Source organism: Pontibacter rufus (genome assembly GCF_015694705.1).
GTDB classification, from domain to species: Bacteria; Bacteroidota; Bacteroidia; order Cytophagales; family Hymenobacteraceae; genus Pontibacter; species Pontibacter rufus.
Map to the genome: position 1 here is coordinate 337,193 of NZ_JADQDR010000005.1, position 26,635 is coordinate 363,827.

Here is a 26,635-nt window from a genome sequence, read left to right on the forward strand (position 1 = left end):
ATATTTTGCAAACCCGGTAGGTTTTAAAAACCTGCCGGGTTTTATACTAGAGAGGTCATTTCTCTATTCAACCGCCCCTTACGCTTCCTCTCCCTCTTTCACCAGCGCCATCAGTTTGGCGGCCCATATAGCCGGCGTATTCTGCTGCGCCAGGCTTATACTTTGTTCGCCCATTTCCAGCAGCACTGTATCCGGCAGCAGCACCACCTGTTTCAGTGCGTCTTTTATTCCGGTCACATCGCCTGCTTTAAAGGAAAAGCCGTTGACGCCTTCCTGCAAAAAAGCGGTGGCCGCGCCTACCTGCCGGCTGCAAAGCAGCGGGAATCCGGCAGCGGCAAACTCATGCACCACCACTCCCCAGGGCTCGAAATGCGAAGGTAAAACAAACACCCCGGCCTGGCTAATAAATTGTGTTATATCTTTAGGCTGCACAAAGCCAAAGTGCCTGATGCGCGGGTGCTGTGTCGCCACCGGTTCCAAGGGGCCCGTACCCAGGCACCACAGTTCCCAGTCGTTCGGCACCTCTTCCTGCAGCTGCACGAAAGCCTGCCACAGTTCCGTAATCCCTTTCTGTGGCACATAGCGGCCCACATACAGGAAACGTTTCGGAAAGGCAGCATGCTTGGCTGCGTTTGCAGCTGCGCCGGCCTGCTGAAACATGGCAACATCAGCGGCATAGTAGCCCTCCAGAATGCTGTCCTCCCGGAAACCCAGCTTCCGGGCATATTGCTTTTGCGGCGCACCCGCCACAAAAGCGTGCGTAAACAGCTTCTGTAAGGTAAAAGGAGCGAGCAGGCGCGCCAGTTGCTGTTTCGCGGAGCCGAACCAGTGGTTGTCCATCCCCACCAGCAAAGGCACCCGCTTCTGAAAGCTCCTGACCACCGCCAGGTAGTCCTTGTCCAGCCAGCCACTGCAGAAGAGTAAATCCGGATTAATGCTTTGGGCCAAGGCAACCAGTTGGGGGCGCGTATAGTCCTCCTTCTCGTACACACATACGCCTTCGGGGATCGTGAACTGAAAAGGGGCTTCTTTGTTAACCGGCCAGCGCACCAGGTGCACCTCGGCCTGGTACTCCGTCACCAGCGCCTGCACACAGGCCAGAAAATATTCCGCGAGTTCGGTGTACAGAAAAAGGAACTTTGGTTGCATGTAAGATAATGTTCTGGTACTTCTTTATTGTTATACATTGGAGCTCTTCGCGGAAAAGCGCGCGCTGCGGCTCCTCTCCCATTTCCTGCTTACCCGATGGCCGTTTCAAGTTGCAGGGCGCCTGTCAGGAATGCAAAGGCTCTGGCATGGCCGGAACCCTTTTGTTACGGTCAGGCCGGGCAATAGCTACTGCAGGCGCGTCTTTCACGATATATATCAGCAGCGTCAGCATGATAAGTAACAGGATAGTATAAGGATTAAGTGAACCGATAAGCCAGGACTCCACCATGTTGGAGGCAATGACAGCAAAGACTATGGGGATAGCTAAATAAGATCTATTAGCAGCCTTCCAGAACAGCACGCCCCAGCCAGCCACAAACAGAAACAAACCTATCAATCCAGTATCAAGCCATACAGTCAGAAATGTATTATGTGCATTACCTTCATGCCCTAGCCTACTGAGCTCGTAAAAATGCTGGTGATAAATGTACTCGGTATAGTTAAAGCCATTTCCTACCCAAGGGCTTTTCTGTATCTGCTCCCACGCAAACGCACGGGCCACTACCCTGCCGCCACCCGCCTCTAATGAATCAACCCTTAAATAGTCTTCAAATCCAAAAGTACTGGCAATTGCCACAATGTCAATATCAATAAGGATAAGCATTATACCTATTGCCGCAGATAATATCAAGCCCGCTGCCTTATTGCGCCTCGAAAGAAATTGCGTAACAACAAAAATCAGCAATGATAAAGTTTGCCCTCTGGAACCACTCCATAAGAGCGACGCTATAATGAGAACAGGAATTAATAGATGCTCTCTTTTTGAAAACAGGTGCGGGAAGTAATGCTGTACTATGTAGTAAAGTATATAAAACAGAAAGCAAAAAATACCCAATCCATTCGGATTACCCAAAGCACCAGAAGAACGGCCGCCATAATTATACATTACAATTGTCGGATTTATCATGTATAGCACAAATCCGGCAACAAATACAGCAACACCGCTAAGAACGAAAGTGCGGAGAAACTTCTCCCCATAGGTTTCATAAAGCGCATAGAATGTTGTAGGCCCAATAACTATGAGAAGTAAGTAAGAAATAGTTTTCTGAAAAGCTGATAATGCAGCCGGGCTATATATAATACATAACAGGGCTACAAGTATAAATGGCAGGAAATAAACATACCATTTAATGTATGTCTTAAATGAAAATGTCCCAACTTTGCCTTTCATCAAAGCTAAGGCAAAAAGCACTACAACTAAGGTTTTAAGATCTTGTGCAAATCTAAGCTCAGGATGCCTGCTGTCAGAAAGAATAATGATAAAAATAAATCCGATGAAACAGTAGACGATTTTTCCTTTATTGAATAGAAATACTAAGTGCAAAAATATAAGGGGCAAAGCTCCATAACGCAGAACAACACCAAAAGCCAGCCATAGCAGCATGGTAAGCAGGAGTTGTTTGTTTGTATAAATACCCTGTGAAACTGCGCTATGCTTTAAGAACATTTCAACTTTACTGAAGAGCTTATTTGTCTAAAAAAGTACTTTTATCCTACTAACGATATATGAACTTCACCTAATACATAGGCAATCTAATCCATTCTCTGAAGGCAGTAAAAGATAAGGGAGCTCTTTTGGTCTTAATATAAGCAGAATGTTGCAAATATCTTTTCATACCCATTGTAAAACTCATCAGGTTATTCTTCCTTATGCACAACTCCCAAAATAATCTTGGCACATAATATAAAAGTATCGAAGGTAAAGTTACGAAAGGCAAATAAAGGGACAGCACAATGAGATAATTTGAGGAAAGCATCATATTGCGCCACGTATACCCATATATCCCTTTATCTTTTTTAGAATCTTTCTGGGTTTGTCGGAGTTTAAAGTCAACTCTATGGTGAACAATTAGATCATCCCTGGTAACAGTTTGGAAGCCTGCTTTAAAAGCTTTTAGAGAGAAATCTAATTCTTCACAATAAAAAAAGAGTTGTTCTCTGTACAGTCCTACCTTTTCCAGCACTTCTCGCTTAATGATATGACCACAGCCGATAAAATTTTTAATATTTCTTATCGCAGCGCCTTCTATCCTAACTTCAGGCAATTGCAACTGGTTGAATACATGGAAGTTAAATATGCCATAATGTGCTTTGGACTGCAAAATGGAAATCGCTTCAGTTACATGTGCCGGATCTATAAAGCAGGAATCGTCATCTAAAGAAAGAACAAAAGGCCTATTTGTAATAGACATTAAATAGTTGCGATTGCTGATTAACCCTTGAGCAATGCTATTGTACTTTATTAAAATTCCAGGATGAGCCCTTTTAACGATTTCAAAAGTGTTATCCGTCGAAGCATCATCTACTATAAAGATATTTGTCTCCGGAATGCCATACCTTAACAACAGTTTTAATGTTTCTGTCAAATCATTAACCCTGTTACGCGTTGTAATAATAATATCTACTAGATGTATTAGTTCCATTTTCATAAAAGCGAAGACGTGGCAAAAATGTCAATTTCTTATACATTAACAGGTCATAAAAATTTTGAATCAATTATAGCTAAACACAAAAGGTTGCTACTAATGATGAATAACCTCAATTAGTTTTGTTATAAATATATTTACAGGATCATCAGAGTAAATATCTTTTATAGTTCTTTTTGCAATTATCCCTAAGCTCTCCCACTGTTTTTTTCTTTCCCAAGCACTTTCTAGCGCACGGCTAAAATGCTCTTGTGTAGCTGCCTCGGCAACAAAGCCGTTTAAACCATCTTTAACCAACTCACTATGCCCTGCTACATCAGTTACCACAGCCGTTCTGCCACAATACATGGCTTCAATTAAAGATAAAGGCATCCCTTCATATCTTGATGTTAAAACCAGTAAATGGTTCTGATTCCAAATATCAGTAACATTCGAAACATGCCCTTTAAAATTTATGTTATGGGTACCACAGTATGCTGCAAGCTTTTTAGCTAATTTTGTATTCCCCATTCCATAAATATTTAATTTAAATTTCCGCTGCTCCCATTGTTTTTCGGCAAAGCATTTTAATAGAATGTCTGTTCCCTTATGGGTAAAATCAAGCCTGGCAACATGAGCTATATTAATAATATCTTCATTTGGCCAATTCAGTTCTGGAACACTATTAAGATTAAAAGGATTTGGTATTACAATAGCGTTATTCAACTTTTCTGCAATCTGAGTTTGAAATAATTTCAGATTGCTGTTAGAGACAAAAAAAGCTGCTTTAGCGGATTTAAATGCCTCTGCAATATCGTCTACATTTGTATCTGTTGGCCATCCATATTCCGTATTAAGCTGTGAAATTGAACAATAGGAAATTTTTTTGTTCTTGCAGTATAACATTAGGTTATATGCCCCGAAACAAGTCGCTTGGGAGAAAACAACCATATCTGGCTTTTCTTGATAAATATGTTCTTCATATGAGTTCTTTATAAACCCTCTGTAAGAGATTAACTGAAATTTGTCCAAGGCCTGACAAAGAGTATCTCTGTAAGTGCTTTTTCTGTATTTTATTATAACACCTTCATCAATCAACCTTTTGATTTTTGGATGCACTGTACCATAATAACCTATTGAGGCGGCTATTTTATATCCCTTATGCACTAACCTGACAGCAGCTTGTGACCACAGTTCTTCACTCCCTCCCCAAGGTGAGCCAGCTGTTGTAATAAAAAGTATTTTCATTTACTGAAATAATTGAATTAGTCTGTCGGTAGCTTTAGGATATGAGTGCTGTTCAATATCAGCTTCGATTGTAGCTGGGATGGAAGTTCGATAGAATTCAAACAATGAGAGCAAGTCCTGCAAGCAATTATCAGGGCTAATAATCACACCATAGCTATTACTTCTAATAAATTCTGAAACTAAACCTTCTTTAGAAACTAAGATTATAGGTTTATGGAAAGGCAGCAATGCGATATTTTTTGTGGTTAAATTATCTTTCCAATTATCCCCAAGAAATGAAAGTAAGAAATTAGCGTTCGAAACTTCATTATAAAATTTTTCCTCAGATACTTTTTCTTTCAGCTTAACGCTATCTTCTATCCCTAAATCTTTAACAGCATTCGATAACATATTATGCTGTCCGTATAAACTAACCTCAATTTTACTATAAAGAGCACTATCTCTATTCTTAATCTGCTTTAAAGCTTTCAACAAAGGAATAAAAGCATCAACTACCGCAGTAGTCGTGATTGTCCCACCATATATAAATCTATATTTATCTTCTTTGGATTTAGAAACAAAACCAAAATTGTAGTCATCAGGATCATAATTATGAGTAAAAAGCTGGAATTTTTTTTGATCAATATACTCGTAACGTTTTTTAAAATCCTCTAACATAGGTTTATATGTAAATAGAAGAAAGTTCGCATTTTCTGCAGTATATTTCTCCATCTGTTCTTCTACTCTTAGAACTCTCTTACTGATATTAGTTAATCCATACACTTTACCATCTAACCAAGAGTCTCTAAAATCACATATGATATTTAATGAGGGGAACTCATTTTTAAGTAGCGTCACATAATAGTTAGATCGATGCGGCGGTCCAGTACTGATTACATTGGTAATTTTATATTCTTTGATTAGTTTCCTAGAAATTGAAAGAAGATTATTCTTCCAAAATAATGCTTCATCTTGAACAATACCTTTACCGCAGATCTGTAAAATCAGACCTGCGACTTTTCTTATTAACCTGTTGAAGAGCGAGGAACCATTATTTAGTAATCTATGCGGATAACTATTATCAATGTAATATGTTTTAATGTTCTTAGACTTGATATCATTCGTCCAATTAGTACTTACTTTATCCTTTGAAGGAGGAGTTGCACCAACAACATGTACTTCATAGCCCTTCAATGCTAAGTACTTAGCGAATTTAGCCCATCTCCTGCCACCGATTGCAGGATATGGAGGGAAGGCGTAAACGACAAGTAATAATGATTTACTCATTTTATTTCATCTGGCCTAGCTATCGCCGTAAGCACAAGTTCGTTTTTAGGAGTCACTATAAAATTACTTGGGATTGATTCTTTAATTAAACAATTAGCACCGATGACTACATTATCACCAATAATTACATCCTTAAGAATTGTGACATTTGAACCTATCCAACAATTATTGCCAATTTTAACTGTCCCTATACTAAACCCTTGTTCTTTCACATTCATGCTTCGATCTTTAAATCGATGATTGTGGTCATAGATTTTAACGCCTTCTCCTAGTATGGAATTATCTCCTATACAGACATCCCCCATGCAGTTAACGGAGCAACTATTGTTAAAGAATACATTATTGCCAATTAAGATGTGGCCAGCATCTACAAAAAAGTGGCAATCATTTCTCATGCTCACATTATCTCCAAATTCGATCAAGCTATCTTGATGCAAAATGTTTAGGCTGAATCTTCTCCCGATAGATAAGCTGTTTTTAAACTTCAAATTCTTACTAAATAGCAACTTAAAGAACCCTAACTTCAATCGTTTGGAAACTAAAAGTTTGAAATAATAAAACTTAATTATGAAGATTCTAATCATTAAAATAGGAATGGATCGGAAAATGCTTGATCTAATTTTGTGGTATTGCAATTAATTAAAAGATAATGTAAGCTAAACACTTTGTGCAACATTAATTAGATTAGAAGATAAATCATCCAATATACTACTTTTTAAGTTTACTCAGAATACTTCTTAGTTTTTGCACCTTTTTAAAGCCAAGCCACTTATAGGCTGTAATATAACTGGAAGTTGTAGCCGCTGAAACTCCTGGAACAAAATTACTAGATAGAAACGCTTCGAATAATCTTATACTTTCCGCTGAATTATACTTGTAAAGCTCCCTTATCTTATCAAAAACTATTTGTGACACATCTTCAATGACATCTAAATCAGTACCGCTTATTTTAAGATATTTTAAAATGTTGCCTCTAATCTCGGCATAACGGATAATGTTATCGACTGGAGTATCCTGTGATATAGAACCTGAGTCGCGGACACGAATAATAGTTAATGGCTTAGAATCAAAGTAAACGATAGCACCATGTTGCAATAACCTGAACATAAGGTCTGTCTCTTGACTACTTAGCAGATCTTCATTCCAGCCGTTTATTTGCAGCAATGCATCTTTCCTAAAAAAATTTGCGCAAGTGTTCCCCAATCCGTTCGATGCCAAGGCTATCCACTTGTCCTTACATTTTACAATATTTTGGGTCTGTATCCCTCTTACACTTTGCTTTATGGAGCTACCGGCGATGAATACCAAGCTTGAATCAGTCTGAATTAAGCTTAGCTGGTGCGATATTTTATTTGGCTTTAGTAAATCGTCTGCATCCAGAAACTGTATCCACTCTCCTTTAGCTAAACTTAAACCTTTGTTCCTGGCGGCGTTCGCTCCTTTTTTACTTTCAGAAGTAACTATAAGTCGGGGATACTTCTCTTTTAATGCAAGTAAAATATCGTAGGTATTGTCAGTAGAGTTATTATCAATGCAGATAACTTCTATACTTGCGTAAACTTGCTCATATACACTTGCCAGGCATTCTTCAATGTAAGCTTGAACATTGTAGCAGGGGATTATAATAGAAACAAGCAAAATATCAGTCATTGAATAAATATTACATCTTGAATAAGTTACTGATCCTTTCTTTATACTTTCTTACTCTATTGCTATAAATTTTGGGCTGATATACTGGAAAGTCTTTTAAGAATTTGGCCCTAGCTTTCCTTAACTCGATTCTATACTTCTCAAAATCCTTGATAGTATCTACATCCCAATAACCATAGGAATCTAGATAAGTAGAATAATCATTACCTCTTGAGGTAATGCTATTAGGGGAAAGAAGCCGCACATATAATGGATTATTTGCCTCCAGGTATACAACCTTCTTATCCTTGTAGTATAAATGGTAGGTTTGAGAATGATCCTGATTAAATAGATCTCTGCCACTTTTTCCATAGGCAGAAATAGCATGATCATACTTATGTATAATCGTGTTGGGAAACCAGTCTCTTTGCTGTTGACTAATTAAGTCAGAGGTGATTTCATAAAATGTGTGTTTAGATTCTGTAAGCGCATCAAATGAATATTTGGAAGCATGCTGCAGAGCATTAGGCATTATCAAATCATCATCGTCTAAGCGTATAAGATATTCCGGCTTAATGTGGCTTTCTACATATTGTAGTCCAGACTTAATCTTTTCATACTTGGTTGCAGCTGCATTATCAACAAGGTAGATAAGATTGTCATTTTCTTCTTCCTCTTCATCAGTAATAATCAGCGCTTTCCAATCAGTAAAATTCTGATTCAGCAAAGCTTTTTTACAAAGTTGCCATAATGCATCTCTAACATCGCTGCGAAATTGTTTGGGAGTTCTTGGAATTAGAAACAGATATTTTGTATTCATAACTTTTACATTTCATTAATACATATGAGATGTATTAATCCAATAATAAGAAGATTGTAAAGACAATTCTACTTAATGAGCTTTTAGAGTCAGGCAGCAAAATGTCGTTGATGAATCTAATAAGGTTAATACTTACAATAAATTCCTCTTTCAATATTTTATCAACTTTTCTAAATTCTGAAGGTAGTTATAATAAATGTTATACTAGCTTTCAACGACTTTTATCCAAGAGATGAATTCATTATTTCACTTCTGAAAATTATTTAAGATTCTTGCTTTAAGCTCTGAAACGGAGAATTGTTGACAATAATAGAACGGCTGTATTGCTATTCTTAGTAGTACTATATGTGTCCTTGTATTAATTGATTCATAAAAGTTAGTCTTGCTCTTAAGCTTTATCCTGTATAGGTGTAATAGGGTAAGTGAAAACCCATATCTATGCTCTTTATCAAAATGTTTAATGTATTTTCTTAATTGGTAAATTCTTTTATTTAATCTATATGAATCTAGATCGGTTCTTTGACTTACTCCTCCTTCATGCTTGAGATGCGTACACCAGATGTTGTCATGAAATTTTATTAAGCCATGCTGTGAAATCATAAGTTGAAGAGTATAATCACCACTATAAACTTTATAAAACCAGTCAGGCCACTTATCGAAGAGATCATTTCTGTACACCATGGAAGCTGTTGGCATAAACCATCCATTTACTACATCTTTGTGGTTAAATGTAGTCCTTTGTTGTAGCTGCTCAAACCTTTCTCTAAACGTCTCGGTTTTATCCTCCTTATTCTGGTGTATTACCAAAGCATCATGAAAACTCATTACATACTCTGGGTTAGCCTCTAAAAAATCAATCTGCTCCTGGAGTTTACGCTCGTACGTCCAGAAATCATCTCCTTCGCAAAGAGCAATATATTTACCATGTGCAGCAGCGAAAGCAGTTCTCGTTACTATACCATCCCCAATAGATTTCTGATTAACGCTCTGATATATTGGTTTAATAATGTCAGGATATTCTTTTTCATATTCCTTTATTATTTCCTGGGTTCTATCTGTGGAAGCATCATCATGAATTACTACTTCAAAAGGAAAATCAGTTTTCTGCATAATGAAACCATCCAATGCTTTCCTGATGAAAGGTTCGTGGTTATAAGTTAAAGAAACAATGCTCACTAATGGTTCCATGCTTTTAATAGACTAAACTTTGGATAAAGTATTTACTTAATTAACTCCTCATAAGCCCAAACTTTCTTCACTCTACCGCTTTCCAGCTCAACTATAGCATCGCATCGGTGCAAGGTCGTGAGCCGGTGGGCGATGATGATAATGGTCATGTCGTTGTCGGCGAGACGTGCCACGGCTTCGTTAATTTCATTTTCGGTAGCCGAGTCCAGGGCGCTGGTGGCTTCGTCCATAATCAAAATGGTCGCGCCGTGGTACAAAGCGCGGGCAATGCCTACGCGCTGCCTTTGCCCGCCCGACAGCAGAGAGCCCCTGTCTCCTATTTTTGTTTGTAAGCCATCCGGCAGTTGCGCCACCACATCCGTTAAGCTGGCCAGCAGTATGGCACGGTCCAGTTTGGCAGCATCTATGTCTTCTTTAGCTAATCCAAACGCAATGTTCTCGGCCAGCGACGCATCCAGAATGTATACTTCCTGCTGCACATAGCCAATCCTGCTGCGCCAGCTTACCACATTTGTTTCATCCAGCCGGGTGTCGTCAATCCATATTTCCCCGGCAGTTGGTTTATAAAAACCAAGCAGCAGGTTTACGAGCGTGCTTTTCCCGGAGCCGGACCGGCCAATCAGGCCGATGGTGCTGTTCTTTTTAATGGTGAGGCTCACGTTGTCCAGAACAGCCTTTTCGTCCTTATAAGAAAAGGAAATATTTGAGAACCTGATGTGCGTGGTAAAATCAATCTTGCCGGTTGTATTTACGGCGGGCGCTTTGTTATCAGCCTTTATTTCATCCAGCACCTTAAACGTATACTGGTAGCCTTTAACGCTTATAAGCGCAATCATGGAGCGGTTAATAGACGGAAGTATGCGGTAGGCAGCCAGGGCAAAAACAGACAGCAAACCGATAATATGGCTTTTGTCCTGCACGTGAAGCACCCCGTACAGGGCCACCAGGATAATGGCGGCCATCATACCGGTTTCTATCACTTTGGTGGGTGCCTGCTGCAGCACCTTGTCTAAAATTCTTAAATGCGACGTCCGGTTCAGCAGTCTTTTATGGTTTTCCAGGAAAAAAGCCTCCGAGCTGTTCATTTTCACATCGATGTACCCGTAAGTAGACTGGAATAAATTAATACCCTGCTTTGGGCTTATTTCGTTCAGCTCCGTCTGGATGGCAAGCGACCTGTTTTTTACCGCCTTGTAGAACAGCGAAAATACAGGTATGATAAAGATTAACAACAGGGCTACCACCAGCGGATCATAGACCAATATCGTTACCAGTATTACCAGAATAATAACGGCCTCGTTGATAAGTGTTATGGTGTTCAGCACAATGCCGTTGGTGAATTCGAGCGGTACTGAATTAATATTACGGATGATGTAATTGGGGTTGTTGTTCTTGTAAAACAAAAGCCCTTTCTGCTGGTAAATCGAAAAAAGGCGGCCCGAAAAATACTTGTAGAGGTTATAGGAAAAAGCGGCCTGGGTTTTATAAATCCAGAGGCTTATCATGTTTTTTACCACAATAAAGGCCAGCACGGAGAGCGCCAGCACCACCAGAAAGCTGGTTTCGGAGGTAAAACCGAGCAGGTCGTACAGCCAGCTGAAGGCTTTGTTGTTTGCGACAACGTTGTCCTGCAGCAGGATCATGATGATGGGCAGAATGGCCGCCAGCCCCAGAATGTCCAGAAAGGAATTGAAAAGCAGGAGCGCCATCATTCCCAGTGCTTTGGGCTTGGTCTCAGCAGGCAACAAAGCAGATACTTTCCGGAGGGTGGTAAATATTATATTATCGCCAATCATGTTTATCAGCAAATCTTTCAACTATACTTATACCGGGCAACAGGATACATTATCGCTGCTTTGCTGTACTTTTAATACTTAGCGTCGTTGTTGCGTGTGCTCATCAGTAACCTGGATGGCTTTTCTGGAGCATGATATAGTCCTTGTTCCTTAAGCCGCCTGCATTGGTAACATTCCAGAGCCTCAATGCAGTCTGCTATCCAATTCTGTTCTGTAGCAACATGCTGTATTCTTTAAAAAGTTAAGAAAGAGAATTGCATCATATCTGCTACAACGTTTATTAAACCATAAAGACATGAATTTAATTTTCTTTAGAAGCCCCGAAAAGACCTTTAGTTGGCCAAAGCCATTTCTACAGCACATGCCTCCCGGAAGATGCGAACTCAGGCTACCAAAGCACTGCTGCCGGCCCAAAGCACATTTCTGATTCCCAGAAGTTAACTAACCAGCTATTTTTCCGGAAAGTTCAATTGTACTATTCTAAATAATTTCCTCTGGCAAATATAGCAATAAAAAGGACATTATCACTTTCTTGTCTTCACCAGTCCGGGCAATTGTGCAATAAACTTATTTAAATGAGATTTATCAGCCATTTTAATATACAGGGCATTATTGTATAGCATCTGCTCTTCACCAAGCTTCAAATCTCCGCTCTTCAATGCTTTTTCCAGATCTTTCTCTACAGAGTAAATATGAAAACCCAGCTTTTTAAGCCATGGATAGGTGGGGTTATTCTCACTTAAAAAGATTTTAGCGCCATAAAACAATAACATGAATATATTACCCAAGGCCATTTGCCTGTAAGAATTAAATACTGCTGTTGTAACAGTATTTAAAAGGTGCAGGTATTCCTGGTAAGGCATAAAATCTTCCAGTATATGGATATCAATAGATAGCCCTTTCATGATCTGCATTATATTCTCCCGGTAAACCGAATTATAGCCATAGCCAAAAGGCACAATCACTTCGCCTTTGTATTGCAACTCCTCTAACAGAATAAAGATATCCACATGGTTATTTCCTGGTGCAGATGAGTTTCCTACCAGGATCTTCGATTCGGCCTTGGCGGAATAATCCGGTTCGGGAAAAGTGGTAGTAACAGGAATCTGCAGAAATTCAGGAAGCGTAGTTACGTGGCTTTTTAAATAATTGTATTCGTCTTCATTATACCAGGCAAAGTAATCAACCGTAAGAATAGCTTTCTGCACCTCAGTTAAAAAGGAAAAATCTCCTTTAAAGAGCTGCTTGCCTAAATCCACCTTTTCTTTAAGCCTTTTTTTCAGAATTTCCTTAATCTCAGGCGTACATATTTTTCTTGTTCTTTCTGTGAAATTATACTTGCTTAAGCTAGTCTGATTATAAATTTCTGTTCCGAAGAAATGCCAGATAATGACAGGCTTTTTGGATAAGGCATTTATAAATAAAGCCTTTTCGTAAGTAAGGTTGTAAACAATTATAATATTAAGTTCTGATAAATTGCCGACTACATCTTTAAACCAATGCTTGGATTCGGGCTTTACCCATTTAGTTATGTCCGCATATTTTCCTGTATAGGTAAATTTTTTCTTTATATAGATAATCTGGTTCTCACATCCATTGAAAAAATAGCGAGGAAGTACCAAATCAATAAATTTATCATCATCAATTACATGCAATATTTTAAACATGATATTAAATTTCAGAAGCAAACTGTAATTTTTACCTGTGGGCTATAGTGGGAGAGTGTTAACATCAGCAAGACCTGTATTATGCTGTTGAGCAGAATCAAAGATATGCTGATATCCTAGTTGCCATCTGCTGATTCTTACATATTAACTGAAAGAGTACTCAACATGCTTTCCATGTAAATACTAATCAGGTCTAAGCCAGAGGCAGTACTTTGTAAACCTGCTTACAAATTTTACCGGATATGTTCTTTACAGGGCTTTTCTTAAGAATTTAGCCGGATTGCCTGCCCATACTTCGAACTCACCAACATCTTTCAGCAAAACACTCCCCATCGCCAGGGTAGAGTAATTCCCAATAGTCAGAAACTCCCTTATGGTGGCGTTTAAGCTTATGTGCACGCCCTCACCGATTTTCAAATAAGCGCCGACACATGATCCTGCGGCAATAAAAGTATGGGAGCCGATAATGTTATTATGCCCGATTGTAGCGCCCACCATCACACGGCAACATTTACCGAACTTAGTACCAGGTGAAACAGAAACATTAGGCATGATAACGCAGCCAGGTGCCAGCTCAACATTTGGTGCCACGTATGCGGTCGGATGAACAAAGGTTGCTAACCGCTCCTCAGGAATTAACAATGAGTCAAAAAGCTCGATTCTCTCTTTTTGCCCGTCTATCTTGTAAATCGTGTTAATGAAATAATATCCTTCCTTAATAAACTTTTTGACATCCTTTAACCCGCCCCGGACTTTATAGCCTTCTATCTCGTCGCAGTCGTCGCGATCATTAATATAACCGTCGAACTCATATGCTGTGTAGCCCCGCATGTTTGCATCAATCATTGCATTCGCAATCACTGATGCATTTCCCAAGCCGCCAAATATCAATACCTTCTTCATAGTAATTCATATTGCTTTAAATACTCCGCGATATTTTCTTTAGAGTTGAACATCAGCACATCCAGTATAGAAAGCCATGGTACAAAATCATTATTAAACTGCTGGTAAACAACCGGCAAGGATTTAAGAAAGTTTAGGTTTATACCCTGCTGTGCAAAGTCTTCTTTGGTATACAACTCTCTTCCTCCTATGGCATTGATATAATCAGATCCGCCCGTTTTTTTTACTATGTCAATCAGCCGGTCTCCCTTTTTTAAATCCACGTTCTGAAAATCACATTGCGAGCTCCTTTTCAACTCCGTTTTTATGTTAAGATAATCACAGATGCTTGTGATACCCGCGGTAGCTAAATCGGCGATGCTTTCCGGCCTTTTGTTTAAAACAGCATGAAGCAAGGTATTAATCTCTTCAAAAAAAGGAGCTTTCCTGTAAGCGGCCTCTATTGTTTTGCAAAACCCGGAAATATCTTTGCTCGACCAGTCTACCCCTATTTCATTAATTAATTTGCTCTGGCTTGCCTTAATGCACGGAATAGTAAACAGGTGCTCTTTACCATTCAGTAAAATTCTATTTCTGTTTATCCACCCTTTCTTTATATACTGTACATCATCATAAATCACGAACAAATCTACGGCATCAATCAATTGAAAATAACCTATGTAAGGAAATACGTATGGCTGCATTATCGCAACTTTCATCTACTTCTTTTATCTAACTGTTCCTGTTTTTTTAAAACCTTCTTCGCTTTGGCAATAATTGGCGGCCCCACAAACTTACCTTTCATGATGGCCACACCTTTGCCCTCCAGGCTAGCTTCTTCAGCCAGCCTGAGCATTTCTTTAGCATCGTTCAGCTCCTGCAGAGTAGGGGAATAGTATTGATGAACCAGCGGAATTTCTGCTGGATTCAGTAAAAGCATGCCTTCAAAACCAAGCTTAAGAGATAAAATAAGGTTTTTCTCTAAATCCTCCAGATCATGCACGTTTACATGTACAGTATCTATCGGAATAATATTGTGAGCACGTGCCGCCATGGCAATCAATGCTCTTGGCGTAAACAGGCTTATATGCTCTGCATCATGAATTCCCTGTAAATCCGTTACAAAATCTTCTGAGCCGTAAGCAATGGCTATAACCCTTTTGGAGGCGGAACAAATCTCCTGCACATTAAGTACGGCAGAAGCTGTTTCAATTAATGGTATGATCTTATAAGTTCCGACGGGGATCTTTTTCTCATACTCTATTGTTTCTAAAAGCTTGCAAAAGAAGTAGATATCTTCGCCCCTTTTTGCTTTTGGATACACAAAGCCATTTACCCCGGGAATAGTTAACTGGTAGACGTCCTTCAATAACTCGCCGCTCTCCCGATCGTTTACCCTTGGGAAAATCACCCGGTTTTCAAACAAGCCTTCACTAATGTACTTTTTTATTTTATCTCTTGCTACCTGCTTATTTGATAAGGGCTGAACAGAATCTTCAATATCAAAAAGTAAAATATCTGCATCGATTTTCGCAGCACTCTGTAAAAGCTTATCATTGTGACCTGGCACAAACATTAAGCTACGCATCAGATATTCGCTCATACTTAATTGCGTTTTGGTATTAGCACCTTGCGTCTGAATCTTAATACAGGCTTCTTATCCTGGTTGTAGGCGGTTGTTTCTACATAGATAATACCCCTATCAGCTTTGGTCGCTGACGCCCACTTGTCCAGTACTTTGGTTTCAGCATAAATCGTATCGTTTATAAAAACGGGCAACAGATGCTGCACTTGCTCGTATTCAAGGTTTGCAATAGCCTTGCCGCTGATATCTGGCACGGTCATGCCCACCGTTAAGCTAAACACAAGCGTTCCGACAACTAGTATCTTCCCATGTTGCTTATCTGAAGCATAATCCGCATTCGTATGCACCGGATGATGGTTCATGGTTAACAAGCTGAACAAATTATTGTCGCTCTCAAATATTGTTTTAGAAAGCACGTGCTGAATCAGTTCGCCAACTTTAAAATCCTCATAATAATTTCCCAGATTACTTACGTGCATTTCCTTTACCTTTTTCAGTTATAATCTTAGCCCGTTTAATGTGCGGGCGTTCAATCACTTCATTTCCAATCACTATCGGAGAAAACTCTAGGTTTTCTCCGGCTTTGCTATAAGCATCCATCACAACCGCAGCCCACTGTACTTCTTCCTCGCTGAAATAATCAAAGGTATTAAAAATTTCTAATTGCCATGGATGAATCAGGAACTTGGCATCATAGCCTTTTTCAAAGCCGTCAGCCAGTTCCTCTTTAAACAACGTTTGATCCTGTAGCTCCATAGAAGCAATATCGATACAATCTACTTCTGCCGCTTTTGCTGAATACAGGAGCTTCTGCCTGGGGTACTCCAGATTTTTCAAGGTATGCTTTGCTCCAAGTATGGAGACCAGGTCATGACTGCCTAATCCTACCCCTTTAATTTGTCCGTTCGCATTAAACAACATACTGTCTAAATCAATGAGCATTCTGGGATGCTCCACAAGCACAATAAACTGATGATTAGAATTTATATCCAGTCCTGTTACCAGCGAATTAAACTCTTCGGCAGAAAGCAGCTTAGGTAAAACAATTTTGCTAAAGCCTTTTTCTAATAATAATTTTAGAACTCCGCCATCAATCTGCTGTTCAAAGCTTTCTCTCAGGGGCACTCTTAACCAAAATTCATTCACATTGGTAGAACGGAGAAGCGTGTTTATGATTTCAGCCCTTTCAGAGCCTTTTACTGCATCCTCCAAGTCAATAATAATTTCATCAACCCCTTGATTTCGGATAAATTCAAGGTTGCTATATCTTGTTCCGGGTATAAAGAAATATGAACGCATAAGTTTCTGCTAGTAATTTTGGTAACGTAAAACCAGGCGGGCAATTAAATGCACATCCTCAGGCTTTAAGGAGTGATAAAGCGGAAAGCAAAGGACGCGCTGCACAATATCCTCGCATACAGGCAAAGGCGACGTTTTAGTAACATAAGGCAGTTCAGCCAGGGAAGGATAGAAATACCTTCTGCAAAAAATGTTGTTAGCTGCTAGTCTCTTATAGCACTCCTGCATGAGCTCAGCAGATTCGAAGACAAAGGGGTAGTAAGCAAAATTATACATTGTGCCTTCCTGGATTCTGGGTCTGAAACCATTTACGTGGCGCATGTACTGGTCATAATTTGCGCTCAGCTCTTTACGCCTGTCCAGAATTGCCGTGATATGGTTTAGGTTTACGAGGCCCATGGCCGCATGGAATTCAGAATTCTTTCCGTTAATCCCTATTTCTGCAAATGCTTCCGGACCACTATGCCCGAAGTTGCGCATGTACGCCATCTTCTTGAGCAAATCAGGGTTGTTTGTAAAAACGGCTCCTCCTTCTATGGTATGAAACAGCTTTGTTGCATGAAAACTGGTGGTACTGATGTCTCCGTAATCAAATATGGAACGCCCTTTATACTTTGTGCCGAAACAATGTGCTGCATCATAAATAACTTTAAGTCCATACTTGTCGGCAATGGCCTGGATGGCATCTATGTCGCAGGGGTTTCCATAAACGTGCGTTGCCAGTATGGCAGATGTGCGCTCCGTAATGGCCGCTTCTATCTTTGTGGGATCGAGATTTAACGTTTCCGGATCAATATCGACGAAAACCGGCATGCAGCCTTCCCATACTATACTGCTGGTGGTAGCAACATAAGAAAACGGTGTCGTGATGATTTCCCCTTCCAACCCGAGCGCCTTGATGGCTATTTGCAGGGCTATGGTACCATTAGAAAGGTATAGCAGGTGATTAACCCCCAGGTATTGCTTTAGCTTGAGCTCCAGATCATTTACTATCGGTCCATTATTGGTGAGCCACTGGCGCTCCCATATATCCTTTATGTAAGACTGGTATTCTTCAACAGGTGGCAGAAAAGGCTTGGTGACAGGTATCATCTTTTTAGAATTAATCGTCTGAAATCAATAATAGCAGGCATTTTTATCAGCTGGCTTATTCCCAGGTATAGTATAAAATACAGGCACCCCGTTATACCCACCCGCATGAAATCGATCATGTGCAGCATCTGCAATAAAACGTATTTGTCTATTAGCCAGGAAAGTACCCCAACCAATGCAGCTAAAATAATCATTGGCGCAACATTCTTTACCTGCTCTGTCATGGGGTAGCCAATCATTTTACCACTATACCACGAGTTTATAAAATAAGCTACAAACGAGATTATCACCTGCAGGTATAACAAGCCGTAAATTCCAAAAGGAATGGCTACAATGATACCGACTGTAATAAAAGCCTTTTTAATGATCTCTAATTTGAGAAACAACTCACTTCTGCCTTTTACTTTCAGGATGTTTAAATTATACGAATTTAACGGATATAGTATACCTGCCGCGCATAATGTCTGAAAATACGGGACAGCAGGCACCCATTTTTCGGTTAAAAGAAAGCGTATCAGAGGCTCGGCAATTACACCAAGCAATATCATGGTAGGGGCAATCCAAAAGAGCACCTGCTGCATTAATTTCTTATAGGCCATTTTCAGCTTTTCATTTTCATGCTGAATGGACGAAAACATGGGGTATGTTACTTTATTCAGCGCAGTGGAAATGTTCTGCACGGGTAGCTGCTGCAGGCTCTTCGCTCTTGTATAATAACCCAGATAGGCAACCGGGAAGAACTTGCCGATTATCAGGTTGTATATATTATTATAAATTGTATCCAGCAGCCCCGAAAGGGTCAGTTTATATCCAAAGCTAAAGTGGTATTTAAAACGCTCCTTGTCGAACAGGAAGTTCGGGCGCCAGCCGCTGTAAATCCAGTGCTGCACAGCGGATAAAAAAGATTGAAACAGATTCATCCAGACCAGGCTCCATACACCATAATCCAGGTAAGCCAGTATAACACCTAGGATTCCTCCCCCGATTACAGAAGGTATCTGTATTTTCATCTGGGTCTTAAAATCCATTTCTTTGGTTAACCGGGTGCTCTGTACCCCTACAAAAGCGCTGATTATAAAAGATATGGTATATATCCGGATAATAGGTGTTAAGATCTCCTGGTCATAAAATGAAGCGATAAAAGGAGCCGAAAAGAAAAGAATCACATAAATGAAGATGCTGCCTATTATATTGATAAAGAAAACGGTAGAATAGTCTTTCTGATCAGCATTGGGCGTTCTAATCAGGGAGGAGGACAAGCCACTATCCATTAAAGAGCTTCCTATTGCCATAAAGACAGAAAGCATGCCTATTAAACCATAATCTGCCGGAAGCAGAACCCTGGCCATTATAATGGATACACCAAAATTAATCAGTTGCACACTAAACCGCTGACTGAAAGTCCAGAACAGACCGGAAATTGTTTGCTTTTGTAGGCTCACTTATTGTTTATTATGCTGTTTTCAGAAATTCTGAAGCAGTTTTTGATTGAATGGGGGCAAATATAAATAAAAGACCGGGTTATAGCTTTCCATAACCCGGTCTTTTATTTATATTTATTTGGATTTAAGATTCGTGGTAGTTCAGCACTTTGTGTCCGCCTTCTACCAGGTAGGTATCTCTTCGGAATAGTTCTAGGTCAGACTGCATCATATCTTTTACCAGCGCTGCCAGATCATACTTAGGTTCCCAGCCAAGTTTGGTTTTAGATTTGGTCGCATCGCCAATCAGCAGTTCCACTTCGGTGGGCCTGAAATAACTCGCATCCACGCAAACTACTTCTTTGCCGGTTTCCAGTTTATAGGCCGGGTTGGTACAAGCCGCAATATAACCTTTTTCGTCCACACCTTCCCCTTTAAATTCGATTTGAATGCCTGCTTCGGCAAAAGCCATCTTCACAAAATCGCGCACGGTGGTAGTTACGCCGGTGGCTATCACGAAGTCCTCAGGTGTGTCCTGTTGCAGGATGCGCCACATGGCGTCTACATAATCCTTGGCATGCCCCCAGTCGCGGCGCGCCTCCAGGTTACCCAGGTATAGTTTGTCCTGCAGGCCAAAAGCAATGCGCGCTGCGGCGCGCGTAATTTTACGGGTTACGAAAGTCTCCCCGCGCAGCGGAGATTCGTGGTTGAACAAAATGCCGTTGCAGGCAAACATGTTATAGGCCTCGCGGTAGTTTACTGTAATCCAGTAAGCGTACAGCTTGGCCACCGCATAAGGCGAACGCGGGTAAAAGGGCGTGGATTCAGATTGCGGTACCGCCTGTACCAGACCGTATAGTTCGGAAGTGGAAGCCTGGTAAATCCTTGTCTTTTCGGTCAGCCCCAGTATTCGGACAGCTTCCAGGATGCGCAGGGTGCCCAGCCCGTCGGCATTGGCGGTATACTCCGGCATATCGAAACTCACCTTTACATGGCTCATAGCAGCCAGGTTATAGATCTCATCCGGCTGGGTTTCCTGTATAATGCGGATCAGGTTGGTGGAATCTGTCAGATCGCCGTAGTGCAGCTTGAAGTGAATGTGCTTCTCGTGCGGGTCCTGGTACAGGTGGTCGATGCGGTCAGTATTAAAAAGGGAGCTGCGGCGCTTGAGGCCGTGCACCTTATAGCCTTTTTCTAAAAGCAATTCGGCTAAGTAAGCGCCGTCCTGTCCGGTTATACCTGTGATGAGGGCTGTTTTCATTTCTATGTCAATTTTAATTTCAGTACTATATGTTGTTCCGGATAATTGCCTGAATCAGGATTCTCAGGAGGAGTAACATCCTGGCGCTGCGCTCTTCCGAGTCTAACCCCACCATCAAAGTCAGGGAATTTGCCACTAATTAGTGCCCTCTTCTTTCAGGAAATTGCCGGAGAGGGATTTTTCGTTTTAAAGTCCGCATACGCCAGGCCAATACCCTCCTGCAATTCAATCTTATGCTTCCAGCCGAGGCGGTGCAGCTTCGTCACGTCCATCAGCTTGCGGGGTGTGCCGTCTGGTTTGCTTGTATCAAATACCAGCCGGCCCTCAAAACCTATTGTTTCTTTTATGAGCAGGGCCAGGTCTTTGATGGCGATATCCTCGCCTGTGCCAATGTTCACCAGCTCACGGCCCGAATAATTTTCCATCAGGTAAATGCAGGCTTCCGCCAGATCGTCAGCAAAAAGGAACTCCCGGCGCGGGCTTCCGGTGCCCCAGACCACTACTTCAGGAGCGCCATTTTCTTTCGCCTCATGAAATTTCCGGATCAATGCCGGCAGTACATGCGAGTTTTGCAGATCATAGTTATCATTGTAGCCATACAGATTTGTCGGCATTACGCTAATGAAATCGCAGCCATACTGGTCGCGGTAGGCTTCGCACAGTTTAATGCCTGCTATTTTGGCGATGGCATAGGGCTCGTTGGTTTGTTCCAGCGGCCCGGTCAGCAGGTATTCTTCCTTCAGTGGCTGCGGGGCCATTTTCGGGTAAATGCAGGAAGATCCCAGGAACTGCAGCTTCGTTACGCCGCTTTGGCAGGCAGCCTGAATGACGTTTGCCTCTATCATCAGGTTTTCGTAGAGGAAGTCGGCCCGGTAGGTGTTGTTGGCCTGAATGCCTCCTACTTTGGCAGCCGCCAGAAAGACATAATCCGGCTTCTCTTCCGCAAAAAAATCCGAAACAGCCTGCTGGTTGCGCAGGTCCAGCTCCGCCGACGTGCGGGTAAGGATATTTTCGTAACCGGCGGCTCGCAGCTTGCGGCAAATGGCAGATCCAACCATCCCCCGGTGACCGGCCACATATATGCTAGAAGATTCTTCCATGCTATACTAAAGTCTTTCTATCTCTAAATCTACCAAATTTAATCTTTACTGCGCCAATGCTGGCCTGAATTTGCAGCCGGTATGATAAATCTGTGCAGATCCAGCATTTTATTACTCCACTGGGAGAGCCTTATTTCCGGAAAGGGAATTCACCTTATTAAAGCTGCCATACTTTCAAACGCCCTGTACCTGAATAGCAGGAGCTCCTCGATCCAGTTATTCAGAATCAAAAGATCCGCCACCATGGTTTTGCCTGTTCGTCTTCGGCATAATAGCCGTAGCCATAACCGTAGCCATAGCCGTAGCCATAGTTAAGCTTCTTGAAATCCACATCATTAAACAGGATGGCCGTATTCCGGATTTTGCCAGCTTCATACTGCTGTTGTGTATTCGACAGGAACGATTTAAAAGTATATCCCTGACGAACCATAAAAATATTGGCGTCAGCCAGTTGCATCAGCTCCAATCCGTCAGAAAGGATGCCCACGGGCGGTGTGTCTAAAATTATATAGTCGTAGCGGGTTTTCAATTCTTTTATCATATCATCCATGCGCCTGCTCAGGAGCAGCTCTGAAGGGTTCGGCGGTATGTCGCCGGACGGCAGGATATGTAAATTTTCCTGAAGGGTATGGTGCAGCACTTCATTCAGGGAAGTATGGCCGGCCAGGTAGTTGCTCAGGCCTATCACACTGCTTACACCAAAATCGGTGTTGTTGTTTGGCTTACGCATATCGGCGTTTACCAGAAGTGTGCGTTCCCCTGAAATGGCAAAGATATAAGCCAGGTTCCTGGCAGAGAAGGTCTTCCCTTCGCCGCTTATGGAGGAGGTAACAACGAAGATTTTGCCCTGACCGGGGGTAGCCTGGATCATGAAACGGAGGTTGGAGCGCACCGTCCGGAAAGCTTCTGCCAAAGCAGACTTCGGGCTTTGGTCTATAAGGCCTGCCTGTTCCTCTTTGTTGTGGCCTATGATACCCAGCAGCGGCAGGGTGGTAAGCCTGGCAATATCTTCGGTAGAGGTTACTTTGTTGTTCAGCAGATCCTTCAGAAAAATAAACCCGGCTGGCAGCAGCAGCCCCAGAAAAAGCGCTATGAGGTAGTTTTGCCTTGGCTTCGGTGTGATCATGGACTTTACGGCTGCGGCGTTCACCAGCCTTGCATCGGGCGTCGTAGCTGCAGTCGTAATGCCTGCCTCGGCACGTTTCTGCATCAGGAAAACATACAAGCCCTCGCTTAACTCATGCATGCGGTTGAGGTTGATGAGCTGCCGTTCAGCTGCCGGCAACTGATGCAGGGCGCCCATTATCCGGCCAATGCGGGCGTTGATGTCTGAAACAGCTATCTGGTTGACGCGCTTCAGGTTGTCCAGGTTTTCAGCGATCCCGGCCAGAAGTTCCCGTATCCGGGTTTTTGCAGCTTCGATCTCCGTTTTAACCAATGGATTCTGCGTTTGCTGTGCTGTTAAGCCGGTCAGCTGCAATTGTACTTCCACGAGCTGCTGAATCAGCTGGTTCAGTACCGGGTCTGTTACGCCAAAGGATGAAGGCGCAATAACGGATCTGGTAATATCGCCGGCGGCTATGTAGTTCTTCAGGTAATCAAAATACTTGGCATTCAGGAGCAGCGCTGCTTTCTCACGCTCCAGATCCTGTACCTGCGTATTGGTCTGGGCGCCTTCTTCGCTCATGGTAAGGCCGGTGTTGGCTCGTTTAAAACTCTCGAGCCTCCCCTCTACCAGCGACAGAGAATCGCTGATTTGCTGCAGCTGTTCATCTATAAAATTAATGGTATTCAGGGCTGTCCTGTTTTTCTCTTCCAGGCTTTGCGAAATATACGTCTGCACATGCTGGTTCAGAAAAGCGATAGCTTTCTTCGTATTGTCGCCAACCGCACTGATTTCCAGAATAGAAGTTTCCGGTATAGGTGAAATAGTCAGGCTGCCCCGATAGTGGTTAATGAGGCTTTGTGTATCGTTAATTTGAAAAAACAAGTCCTTGGCGGTAATCTGGTCAGGGTTAAGCAGCTGCACCACAAACCGGAATCCGTTTACGTCTACCAGCCTGCCGAATGGGTATGTTTTATCGGTTTTGTCTGGCAGCAGGGTCGTTCCATCTGCCGGAAGCCTGAAAGAATCATCGTCAACTATTTCGATTCTGATAAGCTTGCCATACGGAATATTGGAGGAGGAAGAATCAAGCAGCACGCGGATAGGGCTTTCGCCATAAATTTCGGAGAACTTGATGTTGCCTTCAGCAAAGTATGATACGCCGAAATCCAGGTGCTCAATTGTTTCTTTTACCAGATCGTTTGATTTCAGCAGGATGGCCTCGTTGTTCAGGTTCTTCTCATTGGTGAAAAGCTCCTCGCCGTAAAGCAGGTTGATGGACGCATTAGACGGATCGGTGGGCTGTTTGATAAGCACGGTGGTGCTCACGTCGTATAAAGGCGTGGTGTAGCGGGTTACGGCAAAGGCAATCAGCAGCGCCAGCGGTACCGACAAAAAAAACAGGTACCAGTATTGCCGCAGCTTTTGCAGAATCAGTTGCAGGTCAATCAGGCTGTCTTGCTGTGGTATAGATTCAGGCGTCACGCTTTGTATGTCAGGGTAGTAAGTATAAAAACGGCTATAAGAAACGGCTGACCAGGACGCTCAAGGTGGCAACGATGGACAGCGTCAGGCTGATGTTGGCCAGCAGGTTTTCTCTCACCGCTTTGGCCGGCAAAGGGTCCACCACAATCATATCATTGGGTTGCAGAAAGAAGTTGCTCATGGCCAGCACATCATCATCCAGCAAACTAAAAGTATAAAGTTTTGCCTGCCCGTTTTCATAGCGCACCAGTTTTACCTGGCTGCGGTTAGCATAAGGGGTTAAACCGCTGGCACTGGCAATAGCCTCCAGCACATTCAGGTTATCCTGGTAGGTGGTAAACTGCCCCTGGCGGGTAACCTCGCCCAATACGGTATAGCGGAAGGTCAGCAGGCGCAGGTTTACGGTTGGGTCCTTCAGGAAGGGTTTCAGGGCTTCTGTTACTTTTACGCGTGCCTCGGGCATCGTAAGGCCCGACAGGTTTATTTTGCCTACGGCAGGCAGCAGAATATTGCCTGCCACATCCAGGGTATAGCCGTCCAGCACCGGGTCGGTGGCGCCGAAGGTAGCAACGCCGGCATTCAGAAAATTATACTCGTTCGGGGTAGTGCTTTGCACCCGCAGCGACAGCACATCGCCGGGTTTAAGGGTATAGGCCTCTGGCTTCAGGTCGAAAGTCCGCAACAACTCATCCGCTTTTCCCTGGTTCTCCACCTGTGGGTTATCCTGTAACAATATCAACTCCTTCTGAGGCACACAGGAGGCGAACAGCAGGATGCCGATGAGTATCTGGAAAGCATTCAGGGTATTACGCATTCTTGTAGTATGGCTGACTAATAAGATTTATACTTTCAGACCGCTCGCGGGCCATCGCCTTCTTTTGAAGGAGCGAAATTATAAAATTATTGTGATTCTGTACAGCAACTTCCTAAATATTTTAGCTGCCCGGCCTGCAGGTAAAGGAATATATTGACCCATACATTACCTGCAAGACATAAACATACAATATTAGAAATATAAAATTATTAAGCCTGCGGCGCGGCAGGCGCAGCATAAACCGGATAGTATGGCTATACCTAAAACTGCATTTGTATACCATTGGTCAGGGCATACACAAATTTTGTAACCGGCACAATCGGGCGGTTTTCAAAGGTACAGTTAAAACTTGTCCGGAAGGCAAATTTACTGTTAAGTTTTACGTTCAGCGACACATCGCCACTCACCCGGTTGCGCATGCGCGCAATGTTATTATCGTAGCCAAACTGGTAGTATACAATACCTTCAGTTGATAGTTGCTCGCTGAGTTTAGCCTTGGTGCTGATATAGTTGGTGCTCTTTACCAGGTCTGCTATCCTGTAGCCACTTCCCTCCTGCGCTAAATTCCGCCACTCCTCATGTTCGTGCATCAGGCCGGTGCCCGCATATACACTTACATCCGCTCCGCGCAGCACGGCTATTCTCAGCCCGCCGCCAGCTAGGGTACGTAGTTCCAGCCCGCGTGCTTTGTCGGCCTGTACCTGTGCAAACAGCTCGTAAGACAGCTTCCGCTTTCTCAGAAAATTTACCCGGAAGTGTGCATAACCTGTGCTGGCTACCGTGTTGCGCTGCTCTTCTGAAGTAAAATTCACTAAAAGATAATTGTAATTATTGATGAGCAGGTAACTGTTTTGGGGCGAAACATAGGCCAAATCGCCATTGAAGGTAAACTGCAGGTAGTTGTTCGGGTTATTTTTGCCCGCATTCTGGTTATACACGGAGAAGTTTATACCTAATTTCCCAGTCAGGTAGTTCGCGGAATCCTGCTCCACACGGGCACGCTCGATATTGAGTATCTGGGCATTGGCAGCAAAAAAAGAGGCAAGGCAGAAACTGAAACTTAAAGCGGCAATTAATTTATAAGTGTGTAGCTGCATTTCAGGTTTAGTACATGAAGAAGGCTTTCATGAAGTATGATGAAAAGCAAAAATACTTTTTAGCCAGCTAAAACGAAACATGCCTGAAAACAAATTGCCTGTTTTATACTTGTAAATAAATGTTTAATATGTATGGTTTTTAACGCCAGCTGCAACAGATGAACAACGAAGAAGCCCTTATTGCTGCCACGGCAGATTACGTAAAAGAACTTTTATCGGGCGAAGGGTCCGGGCACGACTGGTGGCATATTAACCGTGTCCGGAAC

General features: G+C 42.3%; 23 protein-coding genes. All 23 read right to left on the bottom strand.

The genetic code is table 11. From position 1 onward, the window contains the following. Window positions 1–78 precede the first annotated feature (78 nt). The 23 genes from I2I11_RS11050 to I2I11_RS11160 all read right to left on the bottom strand — a co-directional run bounded on the left by I2I11_RS11050 (window position 79) and on the right by I2I11_RS11160 (window position 26,369). On the bottom strand, window positions 79–1,149 hold the full coding sequence (locus I2I11_RS11050; RefSeq protein WP_196267758.1) for a glycosyltransferase family 4 protein: 1,071 nt from the start codon (window positions 1,147–1,149) through the stop codon (window positions 79–81). 124 nt (window positions 1,150–1,273) lie between these two features. Next, window positions 1,274–2,593 carry an O-antigen ligase family protein gene (locus I2I11_RS11055; RefSeq protein ID WP_196267759.1) on the bottom strand — a complete coding sequence of 440 codons (1,320 nt, stop codon included), beginning with the start codon at window positions 2,591–2,593 and terminating at the stop codon, window positions 1,274–1,276. A gap of 133 nt (window positions 2,594–2,726) precedes the next feature. Further along, complete coding sequence (locus tag I2I11_RS11060) at window positions 2,727–3,638, bottom strand: glycosyltransferase family 2 protein (RefSeq protein ID WP_196267760.1); 912 nt, start codon at window positions 3,636–3,638, stop codon at window positions 2,727–2,729. 93 nt (window positions 3,639–3,731) lie between these two features. Beyond that, window positions 3,732–4,862 carry a glycosyltransferase family 4 protein gene (locus I2I11_RS11065; RefSeq protein WP_196267761.1) on the bottom strand — a complete coding sequence of 377 codons (1,131 nt, stop codon included), beginning with the start codon at window positions 4,860–4,862 and terminating at the stop codon, window positions 3,732–3,734. Then, entirely contained in the window at window positions 4,863–6,128 is a 1,266-nt protein-coding gene (locus I2I11_RS11070; protein WP_196267762.1) for a glycosyltransferase family protein, read from the bottom strand. Next, complete coding sequence (locus tag I2I11_RS11075; protein ID WP_196267763.1) at window positions 6,125–6,616, bottom strand: acyltransferase; 492 nt, start codon at window positions 6,614–6,616, stop codon at window positions 6,125–6,127. Before I2I11_RS11075 ends, I2I11_RS11070 begins: the two co-directional genes overlap by 4 nt. A 220-nt stretch (window positions 6,617–6,836) precedes the next feature. Next, window positions 6,837–7,778: a glycosyltransferase family 2 protein gene (locus tag I2I11_RS11080; RefSeq protein WP_196267764.1), complete on the bottom strand. Its 942-nt coding sequence runs from the start codon at window positions 7,776–7,778 to the stop codon at window positions 6,837–6,839. A gap of 10 nt (window positions 7,779–7,788) precedes the next feature. Further along, window positions 7,789–8,577, bottom strand: a complete 789-nt coding sequence (locus I2I11_RS11085; protein ID WP_196267765.1) for a hypothetical protein — start codon at window positions 8,575–8,577, stop codon at window positions 7,789–7,791. 246 nt (window positions 8,578–8,823) lie between these two features. After that, complete coding sequence (locus I2I11_RS11090) at window positions 8,824–9,765, bottom strand: glycosyltransferase family 2 protein (protein ID WP_196267766.1); 942 nt, start codon at window positions 9,763–9,765, stop codon at window positions 8,824–8,826. 32 nt (window positions 9,766–9,797) lie between these two features. Continuing rightward, window positions 9,798–11,561, bottom strand: a complete 1,764-nt coding sequence (locus tag I2I11_RS11095) for an ABC transporter ATP-binding protein (RefSeq protein ID WP_196267767.1) — start codon at window positions 11,559–11,561, stop codon at window positions 9,798–9,800. Between the two features lie 524 nt (window positions 11,562–12,085). After that, window positions 12,086–13,228, bottom strand: a complete 1,143-nt coding sequence (locus tag I2I11_RS11100; protein ID WP_196267768.1) for a TDP-N-acetylfucosamine:lipid II N-acetylfucosaminyltransferase family protein — start codon at window positions 13,226–13,228, stop codon at window positions 12,086–12,088. Between the two features lie 249 nt (window positions 13,229–13,477). Then, a complete protein-coding gene (locus I2I11_RS11105) occupies window positions 13,478–14,131 on the bottom strand; it encodes an LbetaH domain-containing protein (RefSeq protein ID WP_196267769.1) in 654 nt (217 codons plus the stop codon). Next, window positions 14,128–14,829 carry a WbqC family protein gene (locus I2I11_RS11110; RefSeq protein WP_196267770.1) on the bottom strand — a complete coding sequence of 234 codons (702 nt, stop codon included), beginning with the start codon at window positions 14,827–14,829 and terminating at the stop codon, window positions 14,128–14,130. Before I2I11_RS11110 ends, I2I11_RS11105 begins: the two co-directional genes overlap by 4 nt. Next, a complete protein-coding gene (locus tag I2I11_RS11115) occupies window positions 14,826–15,713 on the bottom strand; it encodes an HpcH/HpaI aldolase/citrate lyase family protein (RefSeq protein WP_196267771.1) in 888 nt (295 codons plus the stop codon). The genes I2I11_RS11110 and I2I11_RS11115 overlap by 4 nt, the downstream gene beginning before the upstream one ends. 2 nt (window positions 15,714–15,715) lie before the next feature. Then, entirely contained in the window at window positions 15,716–16,174 is a 459-nt protein-coding gene (locus I2I11_RS11120; protein WP_196267772.1) for a MaoC family dehydratase, read from the bottom strand. Then, window positions 16,161–16,994: an HpcH/HpaI aldolase/citrate lyase family protein gene (locus I2I11_RS11125; protein ID WP_196267773.1), complete on the bottom strand. Its 834-nt coding sequence runs from the start codon at window positions 16,992–16,994 to the stop codon at window positions 16,161–16,163. The genes I2I11_RS11120 and I2I11_RS11125 overlap by 14 nt, the downstream gene beginning before the upstream one ends. Before the next feature lie 9 nt (window positions 16,995–17,003). Further along, window positions 17,004–18,086 carry a DegT/DnrJ/EryC1/StrS family aminotransferase gene (locus I2I11_RS11130; protein WP_196267774.1) on the bottom strand — a complete coding sequence of 361 codons (1,083 nt, stop codon included), beginning with the start codon at window positions 18,084–18,086 and terminating at the stop codon, window positions 17,004–17,006. After that, window positions 18,083–19,528, bottom strand: coding sequence for a lipopolysaccharide biosynthesis protein (locus I2I11_RS11135; protein ID WP_196267775.1), 1,446 nt, complete (start codon window positions 19,526–19,528; stop codon window positions 18,083–18,085). Before I2I11_RS11135 ends, I2I11_RS11130 begins: the two co-directional genes overlap by 4 nt. A 124-nt stretch (window positions 19,529–19,652) precedes the next feature. Continuing rightward, the gene (gmd, locus tag I2I11_RS11140; protein ID WP_196267776.1) at window positions 19,653–20,768 is read right to left on the bottom strand and encodes a GDP-mannose 4,6-dehydratase; all 1,116 of its coding nucleotides are present in this window, start codon (window positions 20,766–20,768) and stop codon (window positions 19,653–19,655) included. 155 nt (window positions 20,769–20,923) lie between these two features. Continuing rightward, window positions 20,924–21,868 carry a GDP-L-fucose synthase gene (gene fcl / locus I2I11_RS11145; RefSeq protein ID WP_196267777.1) on the bottom strand — a complete coding sequence of 315 codons (945 nt, stop codon included), beginning with the start codon at window positions 21,866–21,868 and terminating at the stop codon, window positions 20,924–20,926. A gap of 226 nt (window positions 21,869–22,094) precedes the next feature. Continuing rightward, window positions 22,095–24,458: a GumC family protein gene (locus I2I11_RS11150; protein ID WP_196267778.1), complete on the bottom strand. Its 2,364-nt coding sequence runs from the start codon at window positions 24,456–24,458 to the stop codon at window positions 22,095–22,097. 34 nt (window positions 24,459–24,492) lie between these two features. After that, a complete protein-coding gene (locus I2I11_RS11155) occupies window positions 24,493–25,272 on the bottom strand; it encodes a polysaccharide biosynthesis/export family protein (RefSeq protein WP_196267779.1) in 780 nt (259 codons plus the stop codon). Between the two features lie 260 nt (window positions 25,273–25,532). Beyond that, window positions 25,533–26,369, bottom strand: a complete 837-nt coding sequence (locus I2I11_RS11160) for a DUF481 domain-containing protein (RefSeq protein ID WP_196267780.1) — start codon at window positions 26,367–26,369, stop codon at window positions 25,533–25,535. Window positions 26,370–26,635 lie beyond the last annotated feature (266 nt).